Origin of the sequence: Nocardiopsis sp. SBT366 (assembly GCF_001083815.1) — a bacterium.
GTDB classification, from domain to species: Bacteria; Actinomycetota; Actinomycetes; order Streptosporangiales; family Streptosporangiaceae; genus Nocardiopsis; species Nocardiopsis prasina.
Genome location: NZ_LAVM01000024.1, coordinates 34,548 through 55,157 on the forward strand (window position 1 = coordinate 34,548; position 20,610 = coordinate 55,157).

A 20,610-nucleotide genomic window follows, 5' to 3' on the forward strand; every position below is an offset into this window, starting at 1 on the left:
CGCCGGAGAGGGTTCTGGAGGTGGTGGAGGTGGGATTGCGAGGAACGAGCCATCACACCGCAGACACCGAAGGTTCCTCTGCAAAGGCGCCGAACCCGGGCCAAAGCGAAGCGGAGGCCCCCAAGAACACCCCACCCGTCAACCGCACCCGCACTGGCTGAGCGCCGTCGCCAGCGTGTCCAGCTGGGGCCCGGAGGCTCCGGGACTGTTGGCCATCAGGGCGAACACGAAGACGTTGCCCTCCTGGTCGTGGATGGTGCCCGCCAGCGTGCTGACGCCGTCGAGGGTTCCGGTCTTGCCCCGGACGAGGCCCGCGGCCGCGTGGGAGCTGGAGTTCTCCGAGTAGCGCCCGGCCAGGGTCCCCGTGGAGTGGGCGGTGGGCAGACCGGTGATGGTGGCGTTGAGGCGCGGCTCGTCGGCGGCGGCCTTGACCAGCTGGACCAGGGCGCGCGGCGTGATGCGGTTCTCGGTGCTCAGACCGCTGTTGTCGGAGAGCCGGACCCCCTCGATGCCCAGTCCGTCCATGACCCGGTGCGTGGCGACCGCGGCTCCGGCGTGGTCGGGCTCCTCGCCCATCTCCAGTGCGGTGATCCGGCCCAGGGACTCGGCCATGTTGTTGTCGCTGGCGAGCATCATGAACTCGACCAGGGCGCTCATCGGCATGGAGTCCACGGTGGCGACCGGTTCACCGGAGGCTTCGGCCTCGTCGGGCGAGCCCTCGACGGTCAGCCCGGCCTTCTCCAACTGGTCGGCGAAGGCCTCGGCGGCGGCCAGCGGCGGGTTCGCGGACCGGGTGAGCACGTCGGTGTCCACCCGCCCGCTGTCGACCATCAGCGCGTGGATCGTGGCCGTGCTGCCCTCGGTGACGTAGGTGGGCTTCCACCCGGGGGCGGTGTCCGGTCCGGTGAAGAGCGAGTCGTCGTAGCCGACGGTCACGGTGTCCAGGCCCCGCTCGGCGAGGGCGGCGGCGGTGTCCTCGGCCAGCTCCTCCAGTGTGGCTACCTGCGGGTAGGCTGCGGAGTCGGCGGTCGCGGTCAGTGTCACGTCGCCCCCACCACGCAGCACCACCCGGTTCTCCTCGGCGTCGAGGTGGGCCCCGGTCCGCAGCACGTGGTCGGGGCCGACGGTGTCCAGGACGGCGACGGCCGTGGCGATCTTCGTCGTCGACGCCGGGGTCACCGGGGTGTCCGCGTCGCGTTCGAAGAGCGTCTCTCCCGTCACGCCGTCCACGACGTAACCGGAGAGGCCCTCCTCGAGCCCGGACGATGACATGGGATCATCAAGAATGTCCGCGATCCGAACCGGGTCCGCCGGGGTCGGGGTCGCGGGTGCAACCGCCGCCACGCCGTCGGCGCGCGTGACGGGGTTGGGCACCGCCGACAGCGGTCGTGCCTCGATCACGTCCAGGGCGACCAACCCGGTGATCAGCACGAATATGTTGAGCAGGGCCAGCGCGAGGAACGCCTCGCCTCGTACCCGTCGCACCCGGGGACCTGCCTTCCGTCGGTGTCGCGGCCTGACGTTGTAGTTATACGGCGACATTAGTCGCATTGGGAGCCGAGATCAGCATGGAATTCGACGTTACGATCGAGATCCCCAAGGGGGAGCGCAACAAGTACGAGGTGGACCACGAGACCGGTCGTATCCGTCTCGACCGCATGCTGTTCACCTCCACCACCTACCCCGCCGACTACGGCTTCGTCGAGGGGACGCTCGGCGAGGACGGCGACCCCCTGGACGCCCTTGTCCTGCTCAAGGCCCCGACGTTCCCGGGCTGCCTGATCCGTGCGCGCGCGATCGGCATGTTCCGGATGCGCGACGAGGCGGGCGGCGACGACAAGCTGCTGTGCGTTCCGGCGACGGACCCGCGCCAGGAGCACCTGCGTGACATTCACCACGTGAACGAGTTCGAGCGCCTCGAGATCGAGCACTTCTTCACCGTTTACAAGGACCTGGAGCCCGGCAAGTCCGTCGAGGGCGCCAGCTGGGTCGGCCGCCACGAGGCCGAGCAGGAGATCATCGCTTCGGTGAAGCGCGCGGAGGAAGCCGGTGCGCACGGCGACTCCTCGCACATCACCAACGAGGACCAGTAACCGGGGTTGCCGGTGTCGGCGCCAGGCCCGGTCGGGGTTTCCCGCCGGGCCTTCGCCGTGCCCGGGGTCAGGAGGCCCCGGCGATCTGGGGTTCGCCCGTGCCCAGTTCACGGCCGGGGTCACGGGTCAGCGCGTACCCGGCCAGGACGAGCACCAGCAGCGCGCACAGCAGGGCGATGACGAAGGACAACTGGGGCAGCGGCCCGTCCGCGAGGGGCCCGTGGCCGGGAGGCAACGGGAAGCCGTCGCGGTCGAAGCGGTCGGCCCGGGCGGCGACGTGTGTGCGGTACCCGGCCAGTTCCGGTCTGCCGATGCCGTTGAGGACCCGCGCCCGGACCAGGTCCGCCCTCGCGGGCAGGGCCAGGGGGTGGGCGTCCCAGGCCCGGTGCGCCTGGTGGCTTCCCAGGTAGCGGGAGCACTCGGCCTCCGTCAGGGCGTGCAGCCACTCCCTGAACCGCTCGGCGTTCGGCAGGCGTCCGATGTGCGCGCGGGCGACGATCAGGGTGTCCCTGAGGACGACGTGCGCGGCGTCCCGGTCGCGAAGGACCAGGATGCAACGCCGGTACAGCTCGTCTCCGTAGGCGTCGAGGAGTCTCGCGTAGGCGTCCGCCGTGTCGCCCCGGTCGAAGCGCAGGGCGTGCAGAAGATCCCGGTCCGTCATAGACCTAGAATCTACGCCGCGCGCGGCGCGGTGACCCACGGCTCGCCGGTGCCGCGATCGTACCGTCGCACACCTGGACCGGCTCCTACCTGCTCGGCGGGCCTTCCCGAGGGGCGAGTGTGACCTCAGTCCGAGGTCCCCCGGGGCGGTTCCGGGGGGTCGTCCCGATCACCGGGAGGTTCCTCCCCCGGATCGACGAACAGGAAGCCCGCGTAACGGGAACGGGCCCACAGCAGCACGTGGGTGAGGGCGGTCAGGAAGGCGACCAGCAGTGCCGCTCCGGGGCCCAGGAAGCCGAGCGCCATCACACCGGCGGCGACCACCACGAGGGCGCGCACCAGTACACGCGCCCACAGGCCCGGTGCCTCCGGGGTCAAGGCTGCCCTCTGGGGACGGACGGCTGCACGGCCACTCCTGTCGCTACGGCTGTACTGGGGGATGGTCTCCGGTTCGACGGACGCGCCGTGTTCTCGGGTTCCACATGTCACCACCACGGGACGCCGCCCGCAACACGTTCCGGGCAGACCGGTAAGTGGTCCGACACGCACGATTCCCGGCGTTCGCTTGACGCGCCACCGACTTTGCTGGTCTCCTTACCTTCATGTATCCGCGCACCCGCACCGACGCCACGGCTCGTACGACCCCCTGGGTCTCCTGCCACCTGGCCCGTGCGGCGTGTCCGTGTTGTCGTCGCTGAGTCGTTGCCGAGGGGTCTGAGTCGACCGACCCCGCCCGACCAGTCCGCGAGCGGCCTCCACCATCCGGTGTGACTGGCCCGCGAGCGAACTCCACCAGGGTGATTGTCCTCTCCGAACGTGCGTTCGGTGTGGCCGCCCCTGCCGCCCCGCACCGTCCGGGGCCCATTGACGACACCCTCGCGGCTCCGGTCACCGAACCCGGCCGCGTACACGTGAAGGATCTTCCCACGATGTCCCAGCAGGCCCTGGCCACGAGCGCCGCCCGTCCCGGAACCACCGAGCCCGCTCCCCGTCCGCGCGCCGCGTCGGTCTCCCTCGACGGGATCGGCGACGTGGTCGACGCCGGACGCGCCTCCGGCTACTCCCACCTGGCGGAACGCCGTCTGCCCACCGTGGGCCAGTTGGTCGCCGCCGCGCGTGGCGCCGCCGAGTCGCTGCGCCGCCCGACCCTGTGGCCGACCCGCAGGGGCCACTGGCAGCCCGCGCCGCGCAGCGCCCGCCGCCACGTGGGCGGCCGGTTCCGGGTGACCACCGTGGCCCTGGAACCGAACAGCTTCGTGCCCGGTCCGGCCCGGCGCCCGGACCGCTCGCACGGCATGGAGGTGCTGCACCTGGTCAGCGGGAGGGCGCACCTGATCACGTCCGGCGCCGACGGCCAGATGCGTTCGGCCGCGGAGTTGGCCACCGGCCGCACCCGCGTGGTGGGCGGCGCCGGGAGCTCCTCCCAGGGCCACCACCACCTGGTGAACACCGGCGACGAGGTCGCCGTCCTGGTCCGGGTGAGCGTCTGACCCTCCCGATCGGCGCACCGGGACGGTGGCGTGTGGTGGGTCCTCCCCCTCCCCCGGCGTCGGCAGGAGTGCCCGTCCCGGCCCCGGTGACACCGGCTTCGGGATCGACCGGACGTCCGGGGTTGGTCCGGATGGTGCCGGGGCGCAGACCGCCGCCTCCGGCGGCGACGGGGACCCCGGGCCCGAGGTGGTCCGCGTGTCCGCGGGACGCGCTCCGGACCGTCCGGGGGTGCCGTGCCTCGGAGGTTCACTCATCGCGGCCCCGACCCGGGGCCGCGGCGCGCAGGGCGCCGTCCACGGCCTCGACCGCGCGCAGGACCTCGGCGGTGCGCCGTCCCTCGGCGAGGTAGGCGTTCATCACCTGGTCGAGCGCGTGCGGAGGGAGTTGGCCGCGTAGGTCCACGCGGGCCGTGCGGTACCCCTCCCGGGCCGCGTCCAGCGTCGCGGAGACGTACTGGCGCGCCAACCGGGAGAGGGCCACGGGATGACGTCGCAGAACCCCGTGCAGCCGGTAGTCGGCGGGCACGTGGTCGAACAGCCACTCCAGGGCCGTCTGCTCGAAGGAGTCCGACCCGGGTGGGTGCACACTCGCGGGCCAGTCCGATGTCAGGGACTGATCGGGCATACCACACAGCATACCCGCTGTTCGAAAGTATGTTCGATGTCCACGGCCCCGGGATCGCGGAGCCCTCCGATCATTCGGGGGTGTCGGCCTCTTCCTTTTCCTTCTTCTCGGCCGTGCGCCTCTCCAGTTCCACCCGGATGGCCTGCTCGGCCGCGTCCACGGCGGCCCTGGCGGTGATCGCGTTGGTGTGCGCCCGATCCAGTTCCTCCAGCAGGATGCAGTCGAACGCGACCCGCGCGTCGTGGATGGTCGCTTCCAGCTGACGTGATGCCTCTTCCAGACTCATGCTCCTTCCCTTCCCCAGAATTGGGCACCCGCACACACTCGCCACATGGGCCCCGTCACCCCACAGCCTGGGACGTCCTCCTCCGCGCCTACGATGGTTCCGAATCGCCGCTGTTCACGGCGGTGACGCCGAGGCAGGCACCGGGAGACCGCCCGGTCGGAGAGGGACCCCATGCGCAACCGCTACCCCGGCACCTGTTCCACCTGTTCGGTCCTGGTGGCGACCGGAGAGGGCTCCCTCCTCAGGGTGGACGCCCGCTGGCGCACCTACTGTGTCGGGCACGAACCGCGCCCGGTCCCGCCACCGCGCGGCGAGCACCCCGGCTGGCACACCCTCGACCTGCTCGGGTTCGACACCGAGACCTCGTCGCCGGACCCGGCCACCGCCTTCCTGGTGTCGGCCGCCCTGATCGACGTCGACGGCCACCGACGCACGTGGCTGGTCGATCCCGGTGAGAAGGAGATCCCCGCCGGAGCGGTGGCCGTCCACGGCATCAGCACCGAGCGGGCGCGCGCCGAGGGCCGTCCCGCCGTGGAGTGCCTGAGGGAGATCGCCGAGGCGCTCGCCGGACACCTGGGCCGGGGCGGGGGGCTGGTCGTGTTCAACGCGCCCTTCGACCTCACCCTGGTCGACGCCGAGCACCGCAGGCACGGTCTGGGTCCGCTCGCCGAGGCTCTCGGCCGCCCGCCGGAGCCGATCGTGGACCCGCTGGTGATCGACCGCGCCGTGGAGCCCTTCCGGCGTGGCAGGCGCACCCTGGGCGACCTGTGCGCGTACTACGGGGTCCCGCTGACCGACGCGCACACCGCCGGGGGCGACGCCCGGGCCGCGCTGGCCCTGGCATGGGAGATCGGGGCCCGCCACGCCGAGACCGCCGCGCTGACCCTGCCGGAGCTGCACCGGCGCCAGGTGGAGTGGGCCCTGGAGTTCGCCCGCAGGCGGCAGGAGTGGCTGGACCGGGAGAAGCCCGACCACGGAACCGTGATCGACGGCACCTGGCCCTGAGGGGCGGCGCGGCTTTGGAGGTCGGGCCTCGGGGTAGGTCACCGAAAACGCTGACTACCCGGGGGTCCACATGCTCTACCTCGTCCTCGTCCTGCTCGCCGTCTGGCTGATCCTCGCCATCCTCGGAGTGGTGATCAGGGGACTGTTCTGGCTGGCGGTGATCGGCGGTCTGCTGTTCGTCGCGACCGCCGTGTGGGGCTGGCTCCAGAACCGCCGGAGGGTCTGAGGCCCGCCCGGTTCAGGGTTCGAGCGCGGGCCGTTCCTCGCCGCCCAGGCGTCGCACGACCCCGCGCGCACGCACCTCGTCAGCGCCGAGGCGGGTCCGCACCATCCGGACCGCGTCGTCGGTGTGACCCAGCGCGACCAGGTTGCGCACCCGCGCGCGGAGTTCGGCGGGCAGTTCGTCGGGGTGGCCCTGGACCGGGACGTACCCGCCCACGTGCGGGTCGGGCCCGACCCTCGGGGGCGGTTCGGGCTCCGCCACCGTCATGGGCGGGTCCATGTGGGCGAGGACGCGGCGCAGGGCGTAGGAGCCACCGCCGAGGACGACCACGGCACCCATCAGGGCGAACAGCATGAACATCAGACTCATAACGCCCACTTACCCATACTTCGGACACAGCAGGCGCATCACCCCCACACGCTGAGTAATCATTCCCCCAAGTCGGGTCCCCCGGTGGGAAGGTCCTCCGGCAGCAGGGTCCGGAGCTGGTCCACGTCGGGGCTCTCCCCCGACAGCGCCGCCGCCTCGATCCGCCTCGCCTGCCTGGTCAGACCGGCCTCGAACAGCGCGCGCACCCGGTGCCCGCCGCCCTCGGCCAGGCCCCGGGAGTCCACCCCCAGCAGCTCCGACAGCGCACGCCGGGTCGCCTCCGGCACCAGGAGGTCGGCCCGCTCCGCCATCCCGACGAAGATGGCCGCCAGCTCCTCCCTGTCGTAGGAGGAGAACTCCAGGGTCCGCGAGAGCCGCGCCGCCAGGCCGGGGTGGTCCGCGAGGAACCCGGTCGTCTCCCGGGCCCGGCCGGACACGACCACCACGACCTCGTCCCGGTGCTCCTCCATGAGCCGCAGCAGGGTGTCGACCACCTCCTGCCCGACCCCGCGACCTCCGGTGAAGTCCCTGTTCAGCACCTCGGCGTCGGACAGGAGCAGCAGGCCCCCGCGCGCCCGCTCGAACAGTTCGCGAGTGCGCAGCGCGACCCTCCCGGGCCCCCGCTGTCCCGGCGGCCCCACCAGGCTCCCCGGCGAGGCCTCCACCACGTGCCCACGGGGCAGGACCCCCACGGCCGCCAGCAGCTCCCCGTAGAGCCGCGCCACCGTGCCCTTCCCGGTTCCCGGCGGCCCCAGGAACACCAGGTGCCGGGCGGCCGGGGGCCGGTCGCCCTCCGAACGGGCCCGGCACAGGAGGTCTGTCAGCCCCTTCACCTGGCGCTTGACCTCTCCGAGCCCCACCATGCCGTCCAGGCTCGCCAGCAGGGCGTTCACCCGGACCCCGTCCACCGCCTCGGTGGCCGTGGCCCGGCCCTCGGCCACCACACCCCCGAGGTCGTCGGTCCGGATCCGGGTGAGGTCCGCGACGGTCTGGTACCCACCCGCCGTGATGCGTTCGGCCTGGACCCGGAGCACCTCCTCGAACACGGCTCGCGCCTCCCGGCCGTGACCGAAGGAACCCTCCGCGATCCGCCCCCGGAAGTGCCGGAGCAGGAGGTCGCGCGCCCCCTCACCCAGGGTGTAGCCGCGTTCCTCGGCCATGCCCTCGAAGATCCCGCCGAGCTGCTCCGGGGAGTAGCCCTCGAACTCCACGGTGCGCGCCACCCGCGCGCGCAGCTCCGGGTTCGCGTCCAGGAGCGCCCGCATCCCGTTGGTGGGCCCGGACAGAACCACCACCACCTCGTCGCGGAGCTCCTCCATGAGCCCGGACAGGGTGTCGACCGCCTCCTGTCCCGAACCGTCGCCCCGGGACAGCGCGTACGCCTCCGCCACGAACAGCACGCCGCCCCGGGCCCGCTCCACCAGGTCCGCCGTCCTCTGGGCGCTGCCGACCCCGCGGTCGGCCACCAGGTCGTCCCGTGAGGCCGTCACGAACTGTCCCTGGCTGAGCAGGCCGAGCGAGCGCAGGATCTCCCCGTAGAGTCGGGCCACGGTCGCCCTGCCCGACCCGGAGGGCCCGGAGAGCACCAGGTGGCGGCTGACGTTGAGCGGCGGGAACCCCGCCTCCATACGCTTGGCGCTCACCGTCTGGATGTTGACGAGGGCGCGGACCTCCTTCTTCACACGGTCCAGCCCCACCAACCCCTCCAGTTCGGCCAGCAGGGTCTCCAGCGGGCGGGCCCGGTCCCGCACGGTCGCGTCACCGGACTCCTGCGCCGCCGTCCCGCCCTCGTCGGGACGGGCCGCCCCCGTCCCCGCGACCCGGGCGGCCGCCCGGTCGCCGTTTCCGCCCTGGTTGGCGTCCCCGCCCCGGTTGCCGCTGAAGGTGGTCTCCTCCAGGTACACCGACGAGCTGTCGGCGGCCCACAGGCCCTCCTCGTCGTTGCCGGTCACGGTGCACCGCACCAACCGAACCCGGCCGCCCTCCTCCACCATGACCCCGTCCCCGCGCCCGTCCCGGATGGAGGTGTCCTCCAGGGCGGCCACGCCGCCCTCCCCCACCCGGATCCCGCGCTCCCCGCTGCCGGACAGAGTGGAGGAGCGCACCGTGACGTGCCCGCCCTGGACGTAGACGGCGTCCTCACCGCAGTCGGAGAGGTCGGCCTGGTGGAGCTGCACCTCGGTGCCGTCGAGGATGTTGAGCCCGTCCTCGCGGGCGTCCCGCAGCACCATGCCGCGCACCGTCAGGGTGGCGTCCTCACGGCTGTGGATGCCCGAGCCCACGTCGTGGCCGACGATGTCCTCGAAGTAGCCACGGCCGCCCACCACGATCGCCATCGGTCCGTGCCAGCGGCTGACCCTGAGGTCGCTCACCTCGAACCGGGAGCGGACCGAGGCGATGGCGCCGCGCTCCTCCACTCCGCTCTCCGCGACGGACATCCCGGAGACGGTGACCCGGGCGCCGTCCGCGATGAGCAGGGCGGCCTTGCCGATCCGGGTGCACCGCAGGTCGGTGACGTCGGCCTGGCCGCCGTCCACGAGTACCGCGTCCGTGGCGGTGCCGTCCACCGTCAGCCCCTCGACGGTGAGTTTGCCGCCCTCGATCGCCACCCCGGTCCGGGTGGCGTCGGTGATCTCGCAGTCGTTCAGGGTGGCCTCGGAGTCGCCGTGGACGAAGAACGCGTCGGTGTCCTCCTTGCGGGCGCCCTCCACCACCATGCGGGTGAAGGTGGCCCTGGAGCGCTCGTAGACCCGCACCGGCCAGTCGTAGGAGCCCGTGACCCGGAGGTCGGTGAACTCCGCCCGCGCCCGGTCCCGCACGTACACCCCGCCGCCGTCGACCAGCGCGCAGTCGGTGAACTCCGGGGACGCGTTGGCCACGTACAGGGTGTGCCAGTCGTCGTGGGCGCCCGTGAAGACCGTCCCGCTGATCTTCGGGCTGCACCTGCCCTGGACGGCGATCACCGCCCCGGCGAAGTAGCACTCGCTGACACTGCCCTCACTGCCGTCCCAGAGCAGCCCGCTGTCCTCGAACCGGCAGCCGACGACCTCCGCGCGGGCGCCCACCACGTTGACCCGCCGTGGCGCGGTGAAGACGCAGTCCACCGCCTTGAGCCGGGCGTCCTTTTGCACGTACAGCGGCGGGTACTCCTCCGAGGTGCTCCGCACGGAGATCCCGTGGAGCTCCAGGCTGCCGCCCTCGTGCACGTTGAACACGTTGGTCTCGCCGGTGGCGACCACCGTCACGGTCCCGGCGCCCTCCTCGGGTGTCACGACCACCCGTCCCCGCACGCCGATCACCAACGGCTCCACGTACTCACCCGGTGCGACGCGCAGGTGCAGGTCCGCCCCGGCGTAACGGTGTTCCCGGACCGCTTTCCCGAGTGAGGAAGTGGCGGCGGGATCTGTCTTCGAGACGCGGACCGTGATCATCCATCGACTCCCATGGGGGTATCGGCCCCGGCGCCGCGCCGGAGGGTCTGCGATAGGTACCGTATCCACCTGGGAGGCCGGGAACCCGGGACGACGCACAGACCTGTGGCCAGGGTCGGTCAGAAACCCCCGAACGCCAGCTCAGCCGACCCCGCCCGATCGGACGTACTCCCGGGTCACCTCTTCGGTGAGGGAACGTACTCCCGGACCCCCGCCGCCGTTCTCCTGAAGGGTCACGTCGCAGGTCTCGACCACGGCGTCCGGACGGGCGCGTGCGCCCGTGAGCACGTTCCGGCCTCCCGGATCGCAAAGATTCCAAGGGTCGTGGCGCGGCGACACCAGCCCGACACGGCGGCCGTCCCTGGTCACGTCGGCCTCCAGACCGACCCCTCCTCGGCCACGACCGCGTCCTCCGTACGTTCCGAGGTCACCGAGCCCAACGAGGGGACGGGGCACGCGGGGGCTGGCTGTGGACCCGGGCGGTGGACGTCGAGGGTCTGCCTGCATACAGGGGCGGACGAACGTAGCGCGCGACATCACGGGTCCACCGGAGGGAGCTGCGTCCGGTGATCGCGGAGGGGGCGACGTCATGGGCGACCTGTTCGCCGAGTAGGCCCCTGGACCCTTTGGCCACCCGGTTGGCCCCCAACGCGAAACGCCACCCCGGTGTGGGGTGGCGTTCTGGCTGGAGCCGCCTATCGGAATCGAACCGATGACCTATTCATTACGAGTGAATCGCTCTGCCGACTGAGCTAAGGCGGCACATCGCCACGCGGTGCGCGTGGCGAAGCAGAAGCCAGTCTAGCGCCTCCGCCGAGTGACGCGAACCGGCCCCTGCTATCCGGCCTCGAGGTGGCTGGCGCAGGCCAGCCCGTCCTCGGGCACGGTCAGCTCCAGCAGGTACTCGTCGACGACCGTGTCCACGCAGGCGTCCCCCATCCGGTAACCGGTGTGGCCGTCGCCGTCGCGGGTCACCAGGAAGCCCGACTCCAGTTGGGCGGCGAGCGCCTCGGACCAGGCGTAGGGGGTCGCGGAGTCACGTGTGGTGCCCACCACCATGATCGGGTCGGCGCCGACGGCGTTGAGCTCCCCGAGCGGAGCGACCGCCTCTTCCGGCCAGAACGCGCAGGTCAGCGCACCCCAGGCCAGCATCGGGCCGAACATCGGCGACTCCTCGGCCGCTTCGGCCGCCGCCTCCGCGTAGGCCTCCACCTCCCGTGGGGCGACCGAGTCCGAGCAGTTCACCGCGGTGAGGGCGGCGGTGGAGTTCTCGTACTCGGCCAGGTCGCCGCGCCCGTAGAGGTCGTCACCGAGCAGCAGCAGGCCGGTGCCGTCGCCCTCCTCCATCGCGTCGGTGAGCGCCTCGCGCACGCGCGGCCACCAGTTCTCCGTGTACAGGGCGGCGAGCACGCCGAGTTCGGCGCGGGCACGGTTGACCTCACGGCCGTCGCCCGTGGAGTTGGTCAGGGGCTGGTCCGCGGCGCCCTCCAGGAAGGTGTCCAGCGCGGCGATGCCCTCGTCGACGCCGCTTCCCCGGGCGCCCAACGGGCAGTCGGGTCTGGTGAGGCAGTCCTCGACGAAGGAGCGCAGCGCCGTCTCGAACCCGGTGGCCTGCTCCACGCTCACACTCAGCTGGTCCTGGCTCGGGTCGACCGCGCCGTCGAGCACGAGTGCCCGCACCCGATCCGGGAACTGCTCGGCGTACTGCGCACCGATGTGGGTCCCGTAGGAGGCGCCGAGGTAGGTGAGTTCCTCGTCCCCGAGCAGGCCGCGCAGCACGTCCATGTCGCGGGCCACGTCGGCGGTGCCGATGTTGCGCATGAGCTCGGGGTCGTTCTCCTCACAGGCCTCGACGAACGCCCGGCTGTTGGCCTCGATCTCGGCCAGTCCCTCGGGGCCGAGATCGGCGAGGTCGTCCGCCCCCTCGCCGTCGCCGTAGTCCGTGCCCAGGAACGCGTCGATCCCCTCGGCGTCCAGGCAGGTGAGCGGGGTGCTGCGGCCCACGCCGCGCGGGTCGAACCCGACCACGTCGAAGCTCTCGCGGACCGGCTCGCTGACGGTGTAGGGGGCGTGGTCCACGAAGTCGTGACCGGAGCCGCCGGGACCGCCGGGGTTGACCAGCAGCGATCCGACGACCTCGTCGCCGGTGGCGGGGAGCCGCTTCACGGCGATCTCGATCCGTTCACCGCCGGGTTCGTCGTAGTCCAGCGGCACCTCGAAGACGGCGCACTCGCTGTCGGGCAGGCCGGTCTCGCACTCCTCCCAGGCCAGTTCCTGCTCGGTGACCTCCACCCGGGCGGCGTTGTCGTCGCCGGTCGCGTCCTCGTCACCACCGCTCGTGCAGCCGGAGACCAGCACAGTCCCGGCGAGCAGCGCCGCCAACGGACCCCGATACCTCGTGCCCACCCGTAACCGCCTTCACTCGAATCCGTGGCCACGCCCGTGGGAACGCGGCTCCGGACGACGCCCGTCCGTGCCCGGCCGCGCCGACGCGTGACCGAACCATTCTCCCGTTCGCCGTGGCCGCCCGCGCCCCGGGTCCTATCCCGCCAGGAGCGCGGAGGTCATGGCCTCCATGGCGATCTGCGGGTGCACGTTGGCCGCGATCCGTCCACGGCAGGTCATGATCGCGTCGATTCTGCGCAGCGTGGACTCGGGGGTGCCGGAACGGGCGATCCGTTCCAGGTCCCCGGAGCGTTCGGCCGTGGACAGCTCCACCGACGCGCCCAACTGGAGGGCGAGCACGTCCCGGTAGAAGGCGGCCAGGTCGAGCAGCGCCCGGTCGTAGGAGTCCCGTTTGATCCGGGTGGCTCTGCGCTTCTGCCGCTCGTCGAGGTCCTTGAGCGCCCCCGCCGCGCCACGGACGGCCTTGGCCACGCCCTTGCCGGTGGAACCCTCGCCGAAGGCCGCCTTGAGCTCGTCCTTCTCCTTCTCGTTCAGGGCCGTGGTGAGCGCCTTGGACTCCTCCTCGGCGATCTCGAACAGGCGCGCGGCCGCGGTGACGCAGGCCCCGAGCCCGTCGAGTCCGGCGGGGACGGACAGCACCTCCTCCCGTCTGCGCCGCGCCTCCGGGTCGGTGGCCAGTTGCCGGGCCCGGTCGACCCTGCCGGCCGCGGCCCTGGCGGCCGCCTCGGCGGCGGTCCTGTCCACCCCGTCGCGCTGGACGAGGGCGTCCACGATCTGACCGGTGCCGGGGGTGGCCAGGGTGACCAGTCGGCAGCGGGAGCGGATGGTGATGAGGAGGTCGTCCGGGGTGGGCGTGCACAGCAACCAGACCGTGCGCGGTGAGGGTTCCTCCACGGCCTTGAGGAGCGCGTTGGAGGCGGCCTCGGTGGCGCGGTCGGCGTCCTCGAAGAGCACGATCCGGAAGTTCCCGCCGGAGGGCTTGGACCCGGCACGGAGCACGAGGTTACGGGTGGCGGCCACACCGAAGCTCAGGCCGCTGGGCTGCACGTACAGCACGTCCGGGTGGGTTCCGGCCAGCACCTGGTGGCAGGAGTCGCAGTGTCCGCACCCCCCGGCCCGGCACTGGAGGGCGGCGGCGAAGGCGCGCGCCGCCTCCTCCCGACCGGACCCGGGCGGGCCGGTGAACAGCCAGGCGTGGGTCATCCCGGCGCCGCGCCCCCCGGCGAGGAGGTCGGCCGCGCCCGCCACGGCACGCCCCAGCTGCGCGCTCGCCGCCTCCTGGCCGACGAGGTCGTCGAAGACCGTCAAGCTTGCCCCCCGGAGCACATGGAATGTCTGGTTCCAGAATAGGAGCCCCCGCCGACACCGGGACCGTTTTCCACAGGCCCTCCCCAGCGGCGAGGCGCACCGGCGCGTCCCCACCGGCGAGGCGCACCGATGAGTTCGTCTCGCTCAGCGAGTCTGTCCTCGTGAGAGGAAGAAGGTGGTCAACGTGAACGCACCCGCGCCCCTGGTCGAGGCCTGCCCGGAGTTCGGCAACCCCGGCGCCGAACCGATCCCCTGGGAACGGACCCGCGCCGTCATGGCCGACGCACCCCTGTACTGGGTGACGACCGTGCGCCCCGACGGCCGCCCCCACGCGACCCCCCTGCTGGGCGTGTGGGTGGACGGCACCGCGTGCTTTTGCACCGGAAGGGAGGAACGCAAGGCCCTCAACCTGTCCGCGAACCCGCACTGCGCCATGAGCACGGGTGACAACGCGCTGGAGGGCGGCCCGGACGTGGTCGTCGAGGGCACCGGCGCACCCGTGGACGACCCGGCCGCGTTGGACCGGATCGCCAGCGCCTACGAGGAGAAGTACGGTCCCGCCGTCACCGCCGAGGGCGGCACCTGGTTCGGGCTCCCCGACGCGGTGCGCGGTTCCGGGGTCCTGGTCGTCCGGGTCACCCCGGTGAAGGCCTTCGCCTTCGGCAAGGCACCCGTGTTCAGCCAGACCCGGTACACGTTCACCTGAGTCCCGGGGCGGCACCCGCCCCGCGCCAGGTGGCCCCCGACAGCGAAGGGGCCCCTCCCACCAGGGAAGGGGCCCCACGCTCGCGAACCGGTCCTACTCGGGACGGATCACCGGGATCATGCCCGTGACCGCCTCGGAGCTGGAGTCGATCGGGTCGGGCAGCAGCGGACGCATCCGGCGCTGGATCTCCCGGGTGATCTTCTCCTGCGGCTCACGGGCGTCGAGCACCAGGTAGCGGTCCGGGTCCTGCTCGGCCAGCTCACGGAAGCCCTTGCGGACCCGCGCGTGGAACTCCACCGACTCCGACTCGATGCGGTCGGCCGGCCCGCCCAGCCGCGACAGCCCGTCCTCGGGACGCACGTCCAGCAGCACCGTCAGGTCCGGGACCAGGTCCTGGGTGGCCCACGAGCTGATCCGGCCGACCTCGTCGACCTCCAGGTCGCGCCCGGCGCCCTGGTAGGCGAGCAGCGAGTCCACGTAGCGGTCGCTGATCACCACGGCGCCCCGGCGCAGCGCGGGCAGGATCTCCTGCTCCACGTGGTCGGCCTTGTCTGCCGCGTAGAGCAGGACCTCGGCGCGGTTGGTGATGTGCGAGTTCTCGCGGTCGAGCAGGATGCCGCGCAGGCGCATGCCGAGCTTGGTGGCGCCCGGCTGACGGGTGCCCACCACCTCGAAGCCCTGGTCGCGCAGCCACACCGTCAGCTCACGCACCTGGGTGGACTTGCCCGCGCCCTCGCCGCCCTCCAGGACGATGAAGGCGCCGGTGATCCGTGCGTCCTCCTCCTGGTCGGCGGTGGGCGTGATCCCGCGCAGGGCCGCGAAGAGTTCGGGGAGCAGACCGGGCCCGGCCTCCGGGTCGTCCCGGTTGACCTGCTGGTGGGCGACGATCGCCCCGACGACGGCGAGCAGGCCCCCCGCCATCAGGACCAGACCGCTGCCGTGCAGGTCGTAGCTGAGCGGGCCGCCGAGCGGGATCACGTGGTCCCCGGCGAAACCGGCGACCAGCGGGGCCAGGACGGCGCCCGCGAGCAGGGCCAGCCTGCCCGTGCCGTGCAGGAGGGCGAACGCGGCGCCCCGCTGCTCCTCCTCGACCTCCACGCCGACCAGGGACGTTCCGGTCACCCACGCCAGACCGGCGCCCGTTCCGAGGACCAGCGCCAGGACGGCGGAGAGCACCATGTCGCCGATGGCCCCGGTGAAGAGCAGGGCCAGGGCCGCCAGGACGACGGCCAGCCCGAGCAGGCGGCGCCTGCTGAACTGCTTGAGGACGCGCGGACCGGAGACGATCCCCAGTCCCAGGCCCAGGAAGAGCGCGGCGACCAGGACACCGAAACCGGCGTTGCCCGCGCCGAGGTTCTCCACGTGCGCCCGGCCCACACCGATCACCAGACCGCCAGCGGCGGCCGTGACGGCCAGCCCGACGACCACGCCCCGCACGAGCGAACCGCCGCCGACCGCGGCGCGGCCGGAGAAGACCGCGTGCAGGACGTTCGCGTCGCGGTTGGGGCTCAGCGACGCCTTGGACACCGCGTGCTTGGGCAGCGGCAGCCCCGCGACGACGATCGCGGCGACGAAGAACGTGAGGGCGTTCAGGTAGAGGGCGACGTCCGCCTCGGGGTTGGCCATGGACGGCACGAGCGCGCCCAGCAGGTTGCTGACCGAGGCCAGAACCGCGAACAGCAGGGCCGCGACGGGGGCGGCGCCGTAGGTCGCCAGAAGGGTCAGCTTGTTGGCCTGACCGAGCATCCGCTTGGGGACGAGGGTCGGGATGGTGGCGTCCCGTGCCGGGGTCCACAGGAGGGCGACGATCTCCGCGAGCAGGCTGGCGATCAGCAGCCACTGCAACGTGAAACCGGAGGACAGCAGGCCGACCACGGGGATCGACACATAGAGGAGGCCCCGCAGGACGTCGCCGCCGACCATCGTCCACCGCCGGTCCAGACGGTCCGCGACAGCCCCGACAAGGGGGCTGAGCAGGACCGCGGGGGCGAGTTTGATGGCGACGACGCCGCTGACGGCGAGGTACTGGACAAGGGGGGAGCCGTCCGCGGTGAAGATGGCCGCGAGGGACACCAACGCCAGCAGGCTCAGCCAGTCACCCAGGCTGGAGAGTGAAAGCGAGATCCACAGCCTTCTGAAGGGTGTTATCGCGAGGACGTTCTGCGCCTCGGCCGGCGCTCCCAGGGGTGCAGATCTGCTCATAGCGCTCAAGATTATCGATGAGGGGGATAGGAACTGACAGGCGTGCTCGCCTGTCCAGGTGATTCGGGGGGAACGTTCGGGGTTCACACACGTTTTCGTGTCCCAATCCGTCCCGCACAGCGTAGTACGGAAGATCATCCCCGAACAGGGTCCCGCGTCGCGTATCCGTCACGTCTCCTCCGGGGCCACACACGCCCCGGGGAACCGTGCAGCCGGAGAACCGCGCGCCCGGGCCTCCCCCGTGAGGGTGCACCCGGGCGCGCGATCGGGGCGGTCAGGACTCGTCGGTGGTCCTCTTCGCCGTCGTCTTCGGCTCGCCGGTCTTCTTGGCCGCGGGCTTCTTCGCCGCCGCCTTCTTGACCGTGGTGGTCGCGGTCTTCTTCGCCGCGGGCTTCTTCGCCGGGGTCTTCTTCGCGGCGGGCTTCTTCGCCGGGGCCTTCTTCTTGGCGGGGGCCTTGGCCCGACGCTCGGCCAGCAGTTCGGCGGCGCGCTCGTCTGTGATCGACTCGACCTCGTCCCCCTTGCGCAGGGAGGCGTTGCTCTCCCCGTCGGTGACGTAGGGACCGAACCGGCCGTCCTTGATCACCATCTTGGCGCCCGACTCCGGGTCCTCACCGAGCTCGCGCAGGGGCGGGGCCGCCGCCCGGCGACCGCGCTGCTTGGGCTGGGCGAAGATCGCCTGGGCCTCCTCCAGGGTGACCGTGAACATCTGTTCCTCGGTCTCCAGGGAGCGGCTGTCGGTGCCCTTCTTCAGGTACGGGCCGAAGCGGCCGTTCTGGGCGGTGACGTCCTCGCCGTCGAGCTGTCCCACCACGCGGGGCAGGGACAGCAGGCGCAGCGCGTCCTCCAGGGTGACCGTGTCCAGGTCCATGTCCTTGAGCAGCGAGCTCGTCCGCGGCTTGACCTTGGCGGCCTTCTTCGCCTTGGGCTTGGTCTCGCCCTCGGGCTCCTCCGGCTCCGGGATGACCTCGGTGACGTAGGGACCGTACCGCCCCGACTTGGCCACGATCATGCGGCCGGTCTCCGGGTCCGTGCCGAGCTCGCGGTCCCCGCTGGGCTGGGCGAAGAGCTCCTCGGCCTTCTCCTCGGTCAGCTCGTCGGGGGCCAGGTCCTCCGGGACGTTCACGCGGACGCCCTCGCGGTCCAGGTAGGGGCCGTAACGCCCCACCCGCAGCACGATGTCGGTGCCGGGCAGCGGGAGGGAGCTGACCTCCTTGGGGTCGATGTCGGAGAGGTGGTCGCCCACCAGCTCCTTGAGCCCCGTCTCCTGGTTGCCCTGGGCGTCCTCGCCACCGAAGTAGAACCGTCGCAGCCACGGCAGGCTCTCGGCCTCGCCCCGGGCGATGTCGTCGAGGCTGTCCTCCAGGCGGGCGGTGAACTCGTAGTCCACCAGGTTCCCGAAGTGGCGCTCCAGCAGCTGCACCACGGCGAAGGCCAGGAAGGACGGCACGAGCGCCGTGCCCTTCTTGAACACGTAGCCGCGGTCCAGGATGGTGCCGATGATCGAGGCGTAGGTGGAGGGGCGGCCGATCTCCCGCTCCTCCAGCTCCTTGACCAGGGTCGCCTCGGTGTAGCGCGCGGGCGGCCGGGTGCTGTGCCCCTCGGCCTCCAGGCTCTGCGCCTTGACCGGGTCGTCCTCGGACATCGCGGGCAGGCGGCGCTCGCGGTCGTCGAGGTCGGCGGCCGGGTCGTCGGAGCCCTCCACGTAGGCCTTCAGGAAGCCGTGGAAGGTGATGACCTTGCCGCTGGCGGAGAACTCGGCGACCTCGCCGTTGGAGGAGGTCCCCTCGATCCGCACGGACACGGACTCGCCGACCGCGTCCTTCATCTGGGAGGCGACGGTGCGCTTCCAGATGAGGTCGTACAGGCGCAGCTCGGGACCGGACAGCGGGGTCTCGTTGGGGGTGCGGAAGGTTTCACCGGCGGGGCGGATGGCCTCGTGGGCCTCCTGCGCGTTCTTGACCTTCTTGGCGTACACGCGCGGCTTGTCCGGCAGGTAGTCGCCGCCGTACAGGCGCCGCACCTGGTTGCGGGCGGCGTTGATCGCGCTGTCCGACAGCGTGGTGCTGTCGGTACGCATGTAGGTGATGTACCCGTTCTCGTACAGCCGCTGGGCGACCTGCATGGTCTGCTTCGCGGACAGGTTGAGCTTGCGGGAGGCCTCCTGCTGGAGGGTGGTCGTACGGAAGGGCGCGTACGGCGAGCGGCGGTAGGGCTTGCGCTCCACCGACTTCACCGCGAAACCGGCCCCGGCCAGGCGCTCGGCCAGGCCGCGGGCCGTGGCCTCGTCCATCTGGCGCACGTCGCGGTCGGAGCGGATGGTGCCCTGGGGGGTGAAGTCACGCCCCGAGGCGATCCGCTTGCCGTCCACGGAGGAGAGCGTCGCCGGGAACGTGGCGGGACCGTCGGGGACCCCGGCCTCAGTTGCGTCGAAGAGCGCCTTGAGGTCCCAGTACTCGGCGGAGGTGAACGCCATGCGCTCGCGTTCGCGCTCGACCACCAGACGGGTCGCGACGGACTGCACGCGGCCAGCCGAGAGCTTCGGCATGACCTTCTTCCACAGCACGGGGGAGACCTCGTAGCCGTAGAGGCGGTCGAGGATGCGGCGTGTCTCCTGAGCGCTGACCAGGCGGGTGTTCAGGTCGCGCGTGTTGTTCGCGGCGTGCTGGATGGCGTCCTTGGTGATCTCGTTGAAGACCATCCGGCGGACGGGGATCTTGGGATTGAGTTCCTCGCGCAGGTGCCAGGCGATGGCCTCACCCTCGCGGTCCTCATCTGTGGCCAGCAGGAGCTCGTCGGCGTCCGCCATCAGCTCCTTGAGCTTCTTGACGTGCGCCTTCTTGTCGGAGTTGACGACATAGAGCGGTTCGAAGTCGCTGTCCACGTCCACACCGAGCCGCGCCCAGGGCTGCCCCCGGTACTTGGTGGGGATCTCCGCGGCCTTGGTGGGCAGGTCACGGATGTGACCGATGCTGGACTCGACGACGTAGCCGCGCCCCAGGTACCCGGCGATGGTCTTCGCCTTGGCTGGTGACTCGACGATGACGAGGGCGGTACCCGCCCCCTGGCTTGCGTTGTCCTTCGAGCCGTTCTTGCCGGCGCTGCCCTTCGTGGGTGGCACGCTGTTTCCCCTACGTCTAGCCTTACGTGTTCTGTCGGCCGCGGTCCTTCGGGTCCCGTGGGAACCGACAGTAACCGAACTACGGGCTCTCCCCCGTCGGTGAGCGGGCCTGGCCCCTCATTGGGGGCTCACCCTCCACGGACGTCGGGCCCTCTCCCACCGGCACCCGCAGAATAAGCGCAACCCGAGCCGGTACCGGCCCGTAACCTGCGCTACCGGCCGTGGCGCCGCTCTCCCCCGAACCTTTTCCTGCTCGGGAGAGCACCTGGAACACCCCGAGAAAGTGACTTGCATCACACTTCGGGGTGTCAGGGTGTCTCCGCCTCCAGAATGCGGCGAGTCCTCCCGGATATTCCCGGGAGGACTCGGCTCACGTCCTGAGCTCGGCGGTCGTCACCCCCACCCTCCCGCAGTCCACCGCGTTCCATAACGGAACGGGAGCGCGGAGGCGACTCACCACCACTTCACTTCGGACGTGCACGGCACCTCACTCGGTGCCGGTCGCGGGGACACTGTCCCGACCCACCGCCGCCGCCGTGCCCGGGGAGTCCCGGCTTCCCGCAGTCCACCGCGTTCCATAACGGAACGGGAGGCCGCACTCCCCTGGTCCGGCGGGTGGCCGTGAACGGGCACACCCCCCACTCAGGTCCTGCGGACCGCGTCCGGAGGAACGCCCGGAGGCGTC

Annotated in this window: 17 protein-coding genes and 1 tRNA gene; 5 read left to right on the top strand and 13 right to left on the bottom strand. The window is 71.7% G+C overall.

The genetic code is table 11. The features are described 5' to 3' along the window. Window positions 1–138: 138 nt before the first annotated feature. Window positions 139–1,485 (bottom strand): D-alanyl-D-alanine carboxypeptidase/D-alanyl-D-alanine-endopeptidase, encoded by a 1,347-nt coding sequence (gene dacB / locus ADX84_RS09705; RefSeq protein WP_049570875.1) that lies wholly within the window; start codon window positions 1,483–1,485, stop codon window positions 139–141. Between the two features lie 83 nt (window positions 1,486–1,568). Between dacB and ADX84_RS09710 the strand changes: the two genes are divergently transcribed. Then, on the top strand, window positions 1,569–2,093 hold the full coding sequence (locus tag ADX84_RS09710; protein ID WP_017542894.1) for an inorganic diphosphatase: 525 nt from the start codon (window positions 1,569–1,571) through the stop codon (window positions 2,091–2,093). A gap of 67 nt (window positions 2,094–2,160) precedes the next feature. Here ADX84_RS09710 and ADX84_RS09715 read toward each other — a convergent pair whose 3' ends face one another. Next, a complete protein-coding gene (locus tag ADX84_RS09715) occupies window positions 2,161–2,754 on the bottom strand; it encodes an RNA polymerase sigma factor (protein WP_049570878.1) in 594 nt (197 codons plus the stop codon). Window positions 2,755–2,879: 125 nt separating this feature from the next. Continuing rightward, window positions 2,880–3,131 (bottom strand): hypothetical protein, encoded by a 252-nt coding sequence (locus tag ADX84_RS09720; protein ID WP_049570882.1) that lies wholly within the window; start codon window positions 3,129–3,131, stop codon window positions 2,880–2,882. A gap of 551 nt (window positions 3,132–3,682) precedes the next feature. Here ADX84_RS09720 and ADX84_RS09725 point away from each other — a divergent pair. Beyond that, window positions 3,683–4,243 carry a hypothetical protein gene (locus tag ADX84_RS09725; protein ID WP_049570886.1) on the top strand — a complete coding sequence of 187 codons (561 nt, stop codon included), beginning with the start codon at window positions 3,683–3,685 and terminating at the stop codon, window positions 4,241–4,243. Between the two features lie 247 nt (window positions 4,244–4,490). Here ADX84_RS09725 and ADX84_RS09730 read toward each other — a convergent pair whose 3' ends face one another. Further along, a complete protein-coding gene (locus ADX84_RS09730) occupies window positions 4,491–4,880 on the bottom strand; it encodes a hypothetical protein (RefSeq protein ID WP_199776539.1) in 390 nt (129 codons plus the stop codon). Between the two features lie 58 nt (window positions 4,881–4,938). Next, entirely contained in the window at window positions 4,939–5,154 is a 216-nt protein-coding gene (locus ADX84_RS09735; RefSeq protein WP_049570891.1) for a hypothetical protein, read from the bottom strand. Window positions 5,155–5,325: 171 nt separating this feature from the next. Here ADX84_RS09735 and ADX84_RS09740 point away from each other — a divergent pair, with 171 nt between their 5' ends. Together ADX84_RS09740 and ADX84_RS26290 are read left to right on the top strand one after the other, a co-directional pair. Beyond that, the gene (locus tag ADX84_RS09740) at window positions 5,326–6,159 is read left to right on the top strand and encodes an exonuclease domain-containing protein (RefSeq protein ID WP_049570894.1); all 834 of its coding nucleotides are present in this window, start codon (window positions 5,326–5,328) and stop codon (window positions 6,157–6,159) included. A 70-nt stretch (window positions 6,160–6,229) separates the two neighbouring features. Beyond that, window positions 6,230–6,385: a hypothetical protein gene (locus ADX84_RS26290; RefSeq protein ID WP_017542887.1), complete on the top strand. Its 156-nt coding sequence runs from the start codon at window positions 6,230–6,232 to the stop codon at window positions 6,383–6,385. Window positions 6,386–6,397: 12 nt separating this feature from the next. Here the strand turns inward: ADX84_RS26290 and ADX84_RS09750 are convergent, their stop codons facing one another. The 6 genes from ADX84_RS09750 to ADX84_RS09770 all read right to left on the bottom strand — a co-directional run bounded on the left by ADX84_RS09750 (window position 6,398) and on the right by ADX84_RS09770 (window position 13,896). Next, window positions 6,398–6,751, bottom strand: coding sequence for a hypothetical protein (locus ADX84_RS09750; protein ID WP_049570898.1), 354 nt, complete (start codon window positions 6,749–6,751; stop codon window positions 6,398–6,400). A gap of 59 nt (window positions 6,752–6,810) precedes the next feature. Then, window positions 6,811–10,182 (bottom strand): right-handed parallel beta-helix repeat-containing protein, encoded by a 3,372-nt coding sequence (locus ADX84_RS09755; RefSeq protein WP_049570901.1) that lies wholly within the window; start codon window positions 10,180–10,182, stop codon window positions 6,811–6,813. Between the two features lie 141 nt (window positions 10,183–10,323). Beyond that, on the bottom strand, window positions 10,324–10,470 hold the full coding sequence (locus ADX84_RS25985; RefSeq protein ID WP_156208057.1) for a hypothetical protein: 147 nt from the start codon (window positions 10,468–10,470) through the stop codon (window positions 10,324–10,326). Between the two features lie 398 nt (window positions 10,471–10,868). Next, window positions 10,869–10,944 (bottom strand) — tRNA-Thr (locus ADX84_RS09760). Window positions 10,945–11,019: 75 nt separating this feature from the next. Beyond that, window positions 11,020–12,564, bottom strand: a complete 1,545-nt coding sequence (locus ADX84_RS09765; RefSeq protein ID WP_199776541.1) for an alpha/beta hydrolase — start codon at window positions 12,562–12,564, stop codon at window positions 11,020–11,022. Window positions 12,565–12,723: 159 nt separating this feature from the next. Continuing rightward, a complete protein-coding gene (locus tag ADX84_RS09770; protein ID WP_049570907.1) occupies window positions 12,724–13,896 on the bottom strand; it encodes a DNA polymerase III subunit delta' in 1,173 nt (390 codons plus the stop codon). Window positions 13,897–14,080: 184 nt separating this feature from the next. Between ADX84_RS09770 and ADX84_RS09775 the strand changes: the two genes are divergently transcribed. Further along, the gene (locus tag ADX84_RS09775; protein WP_049570983.1) at window positions 14,081–14,602 is read left to right on the top strand and encodes a pyridoxamine 5'-phosphate oxidase family protein; all 522 of its coding nucleotides are present in this window, start codon (window positions 14,081–14,083) and stop codon (window positions 14,600–14,602) included. Window positions 14,603–14,695: 93 nt separating this feature from the next. Here the strand turns inward: ADX84_RS09775 and tmk are convergent, their stop codons facing one another. Next, complete coding sequence (gene tmk / locus ADX84_RS09780) at window positions 14,696–16,804, bottom strand: dTMP kinase (protein ID WP_049570910.1); 2,109 nt, start codon at window positions 16,802–16,804, stop codon at window positions 14,696–14,698. A gap of 274 nt (window positions 16,805–17,078) precedes the next feature. Continuing rightward, window positions 17,079–19,925: a type I DNA topoisomerase gene (topA, locus tag ADX84_RS09785; RefSeq protein WP_049570913.1), complete on the bottom strand. Its 2,847-nt coding sequence runs from the start codon at window positions 19,923–19,925 to the stop codon at window positions 17,079–17,081. Between the last annotated feature and the right edge of the window lie 685 nt (window positions 19,926–20,610).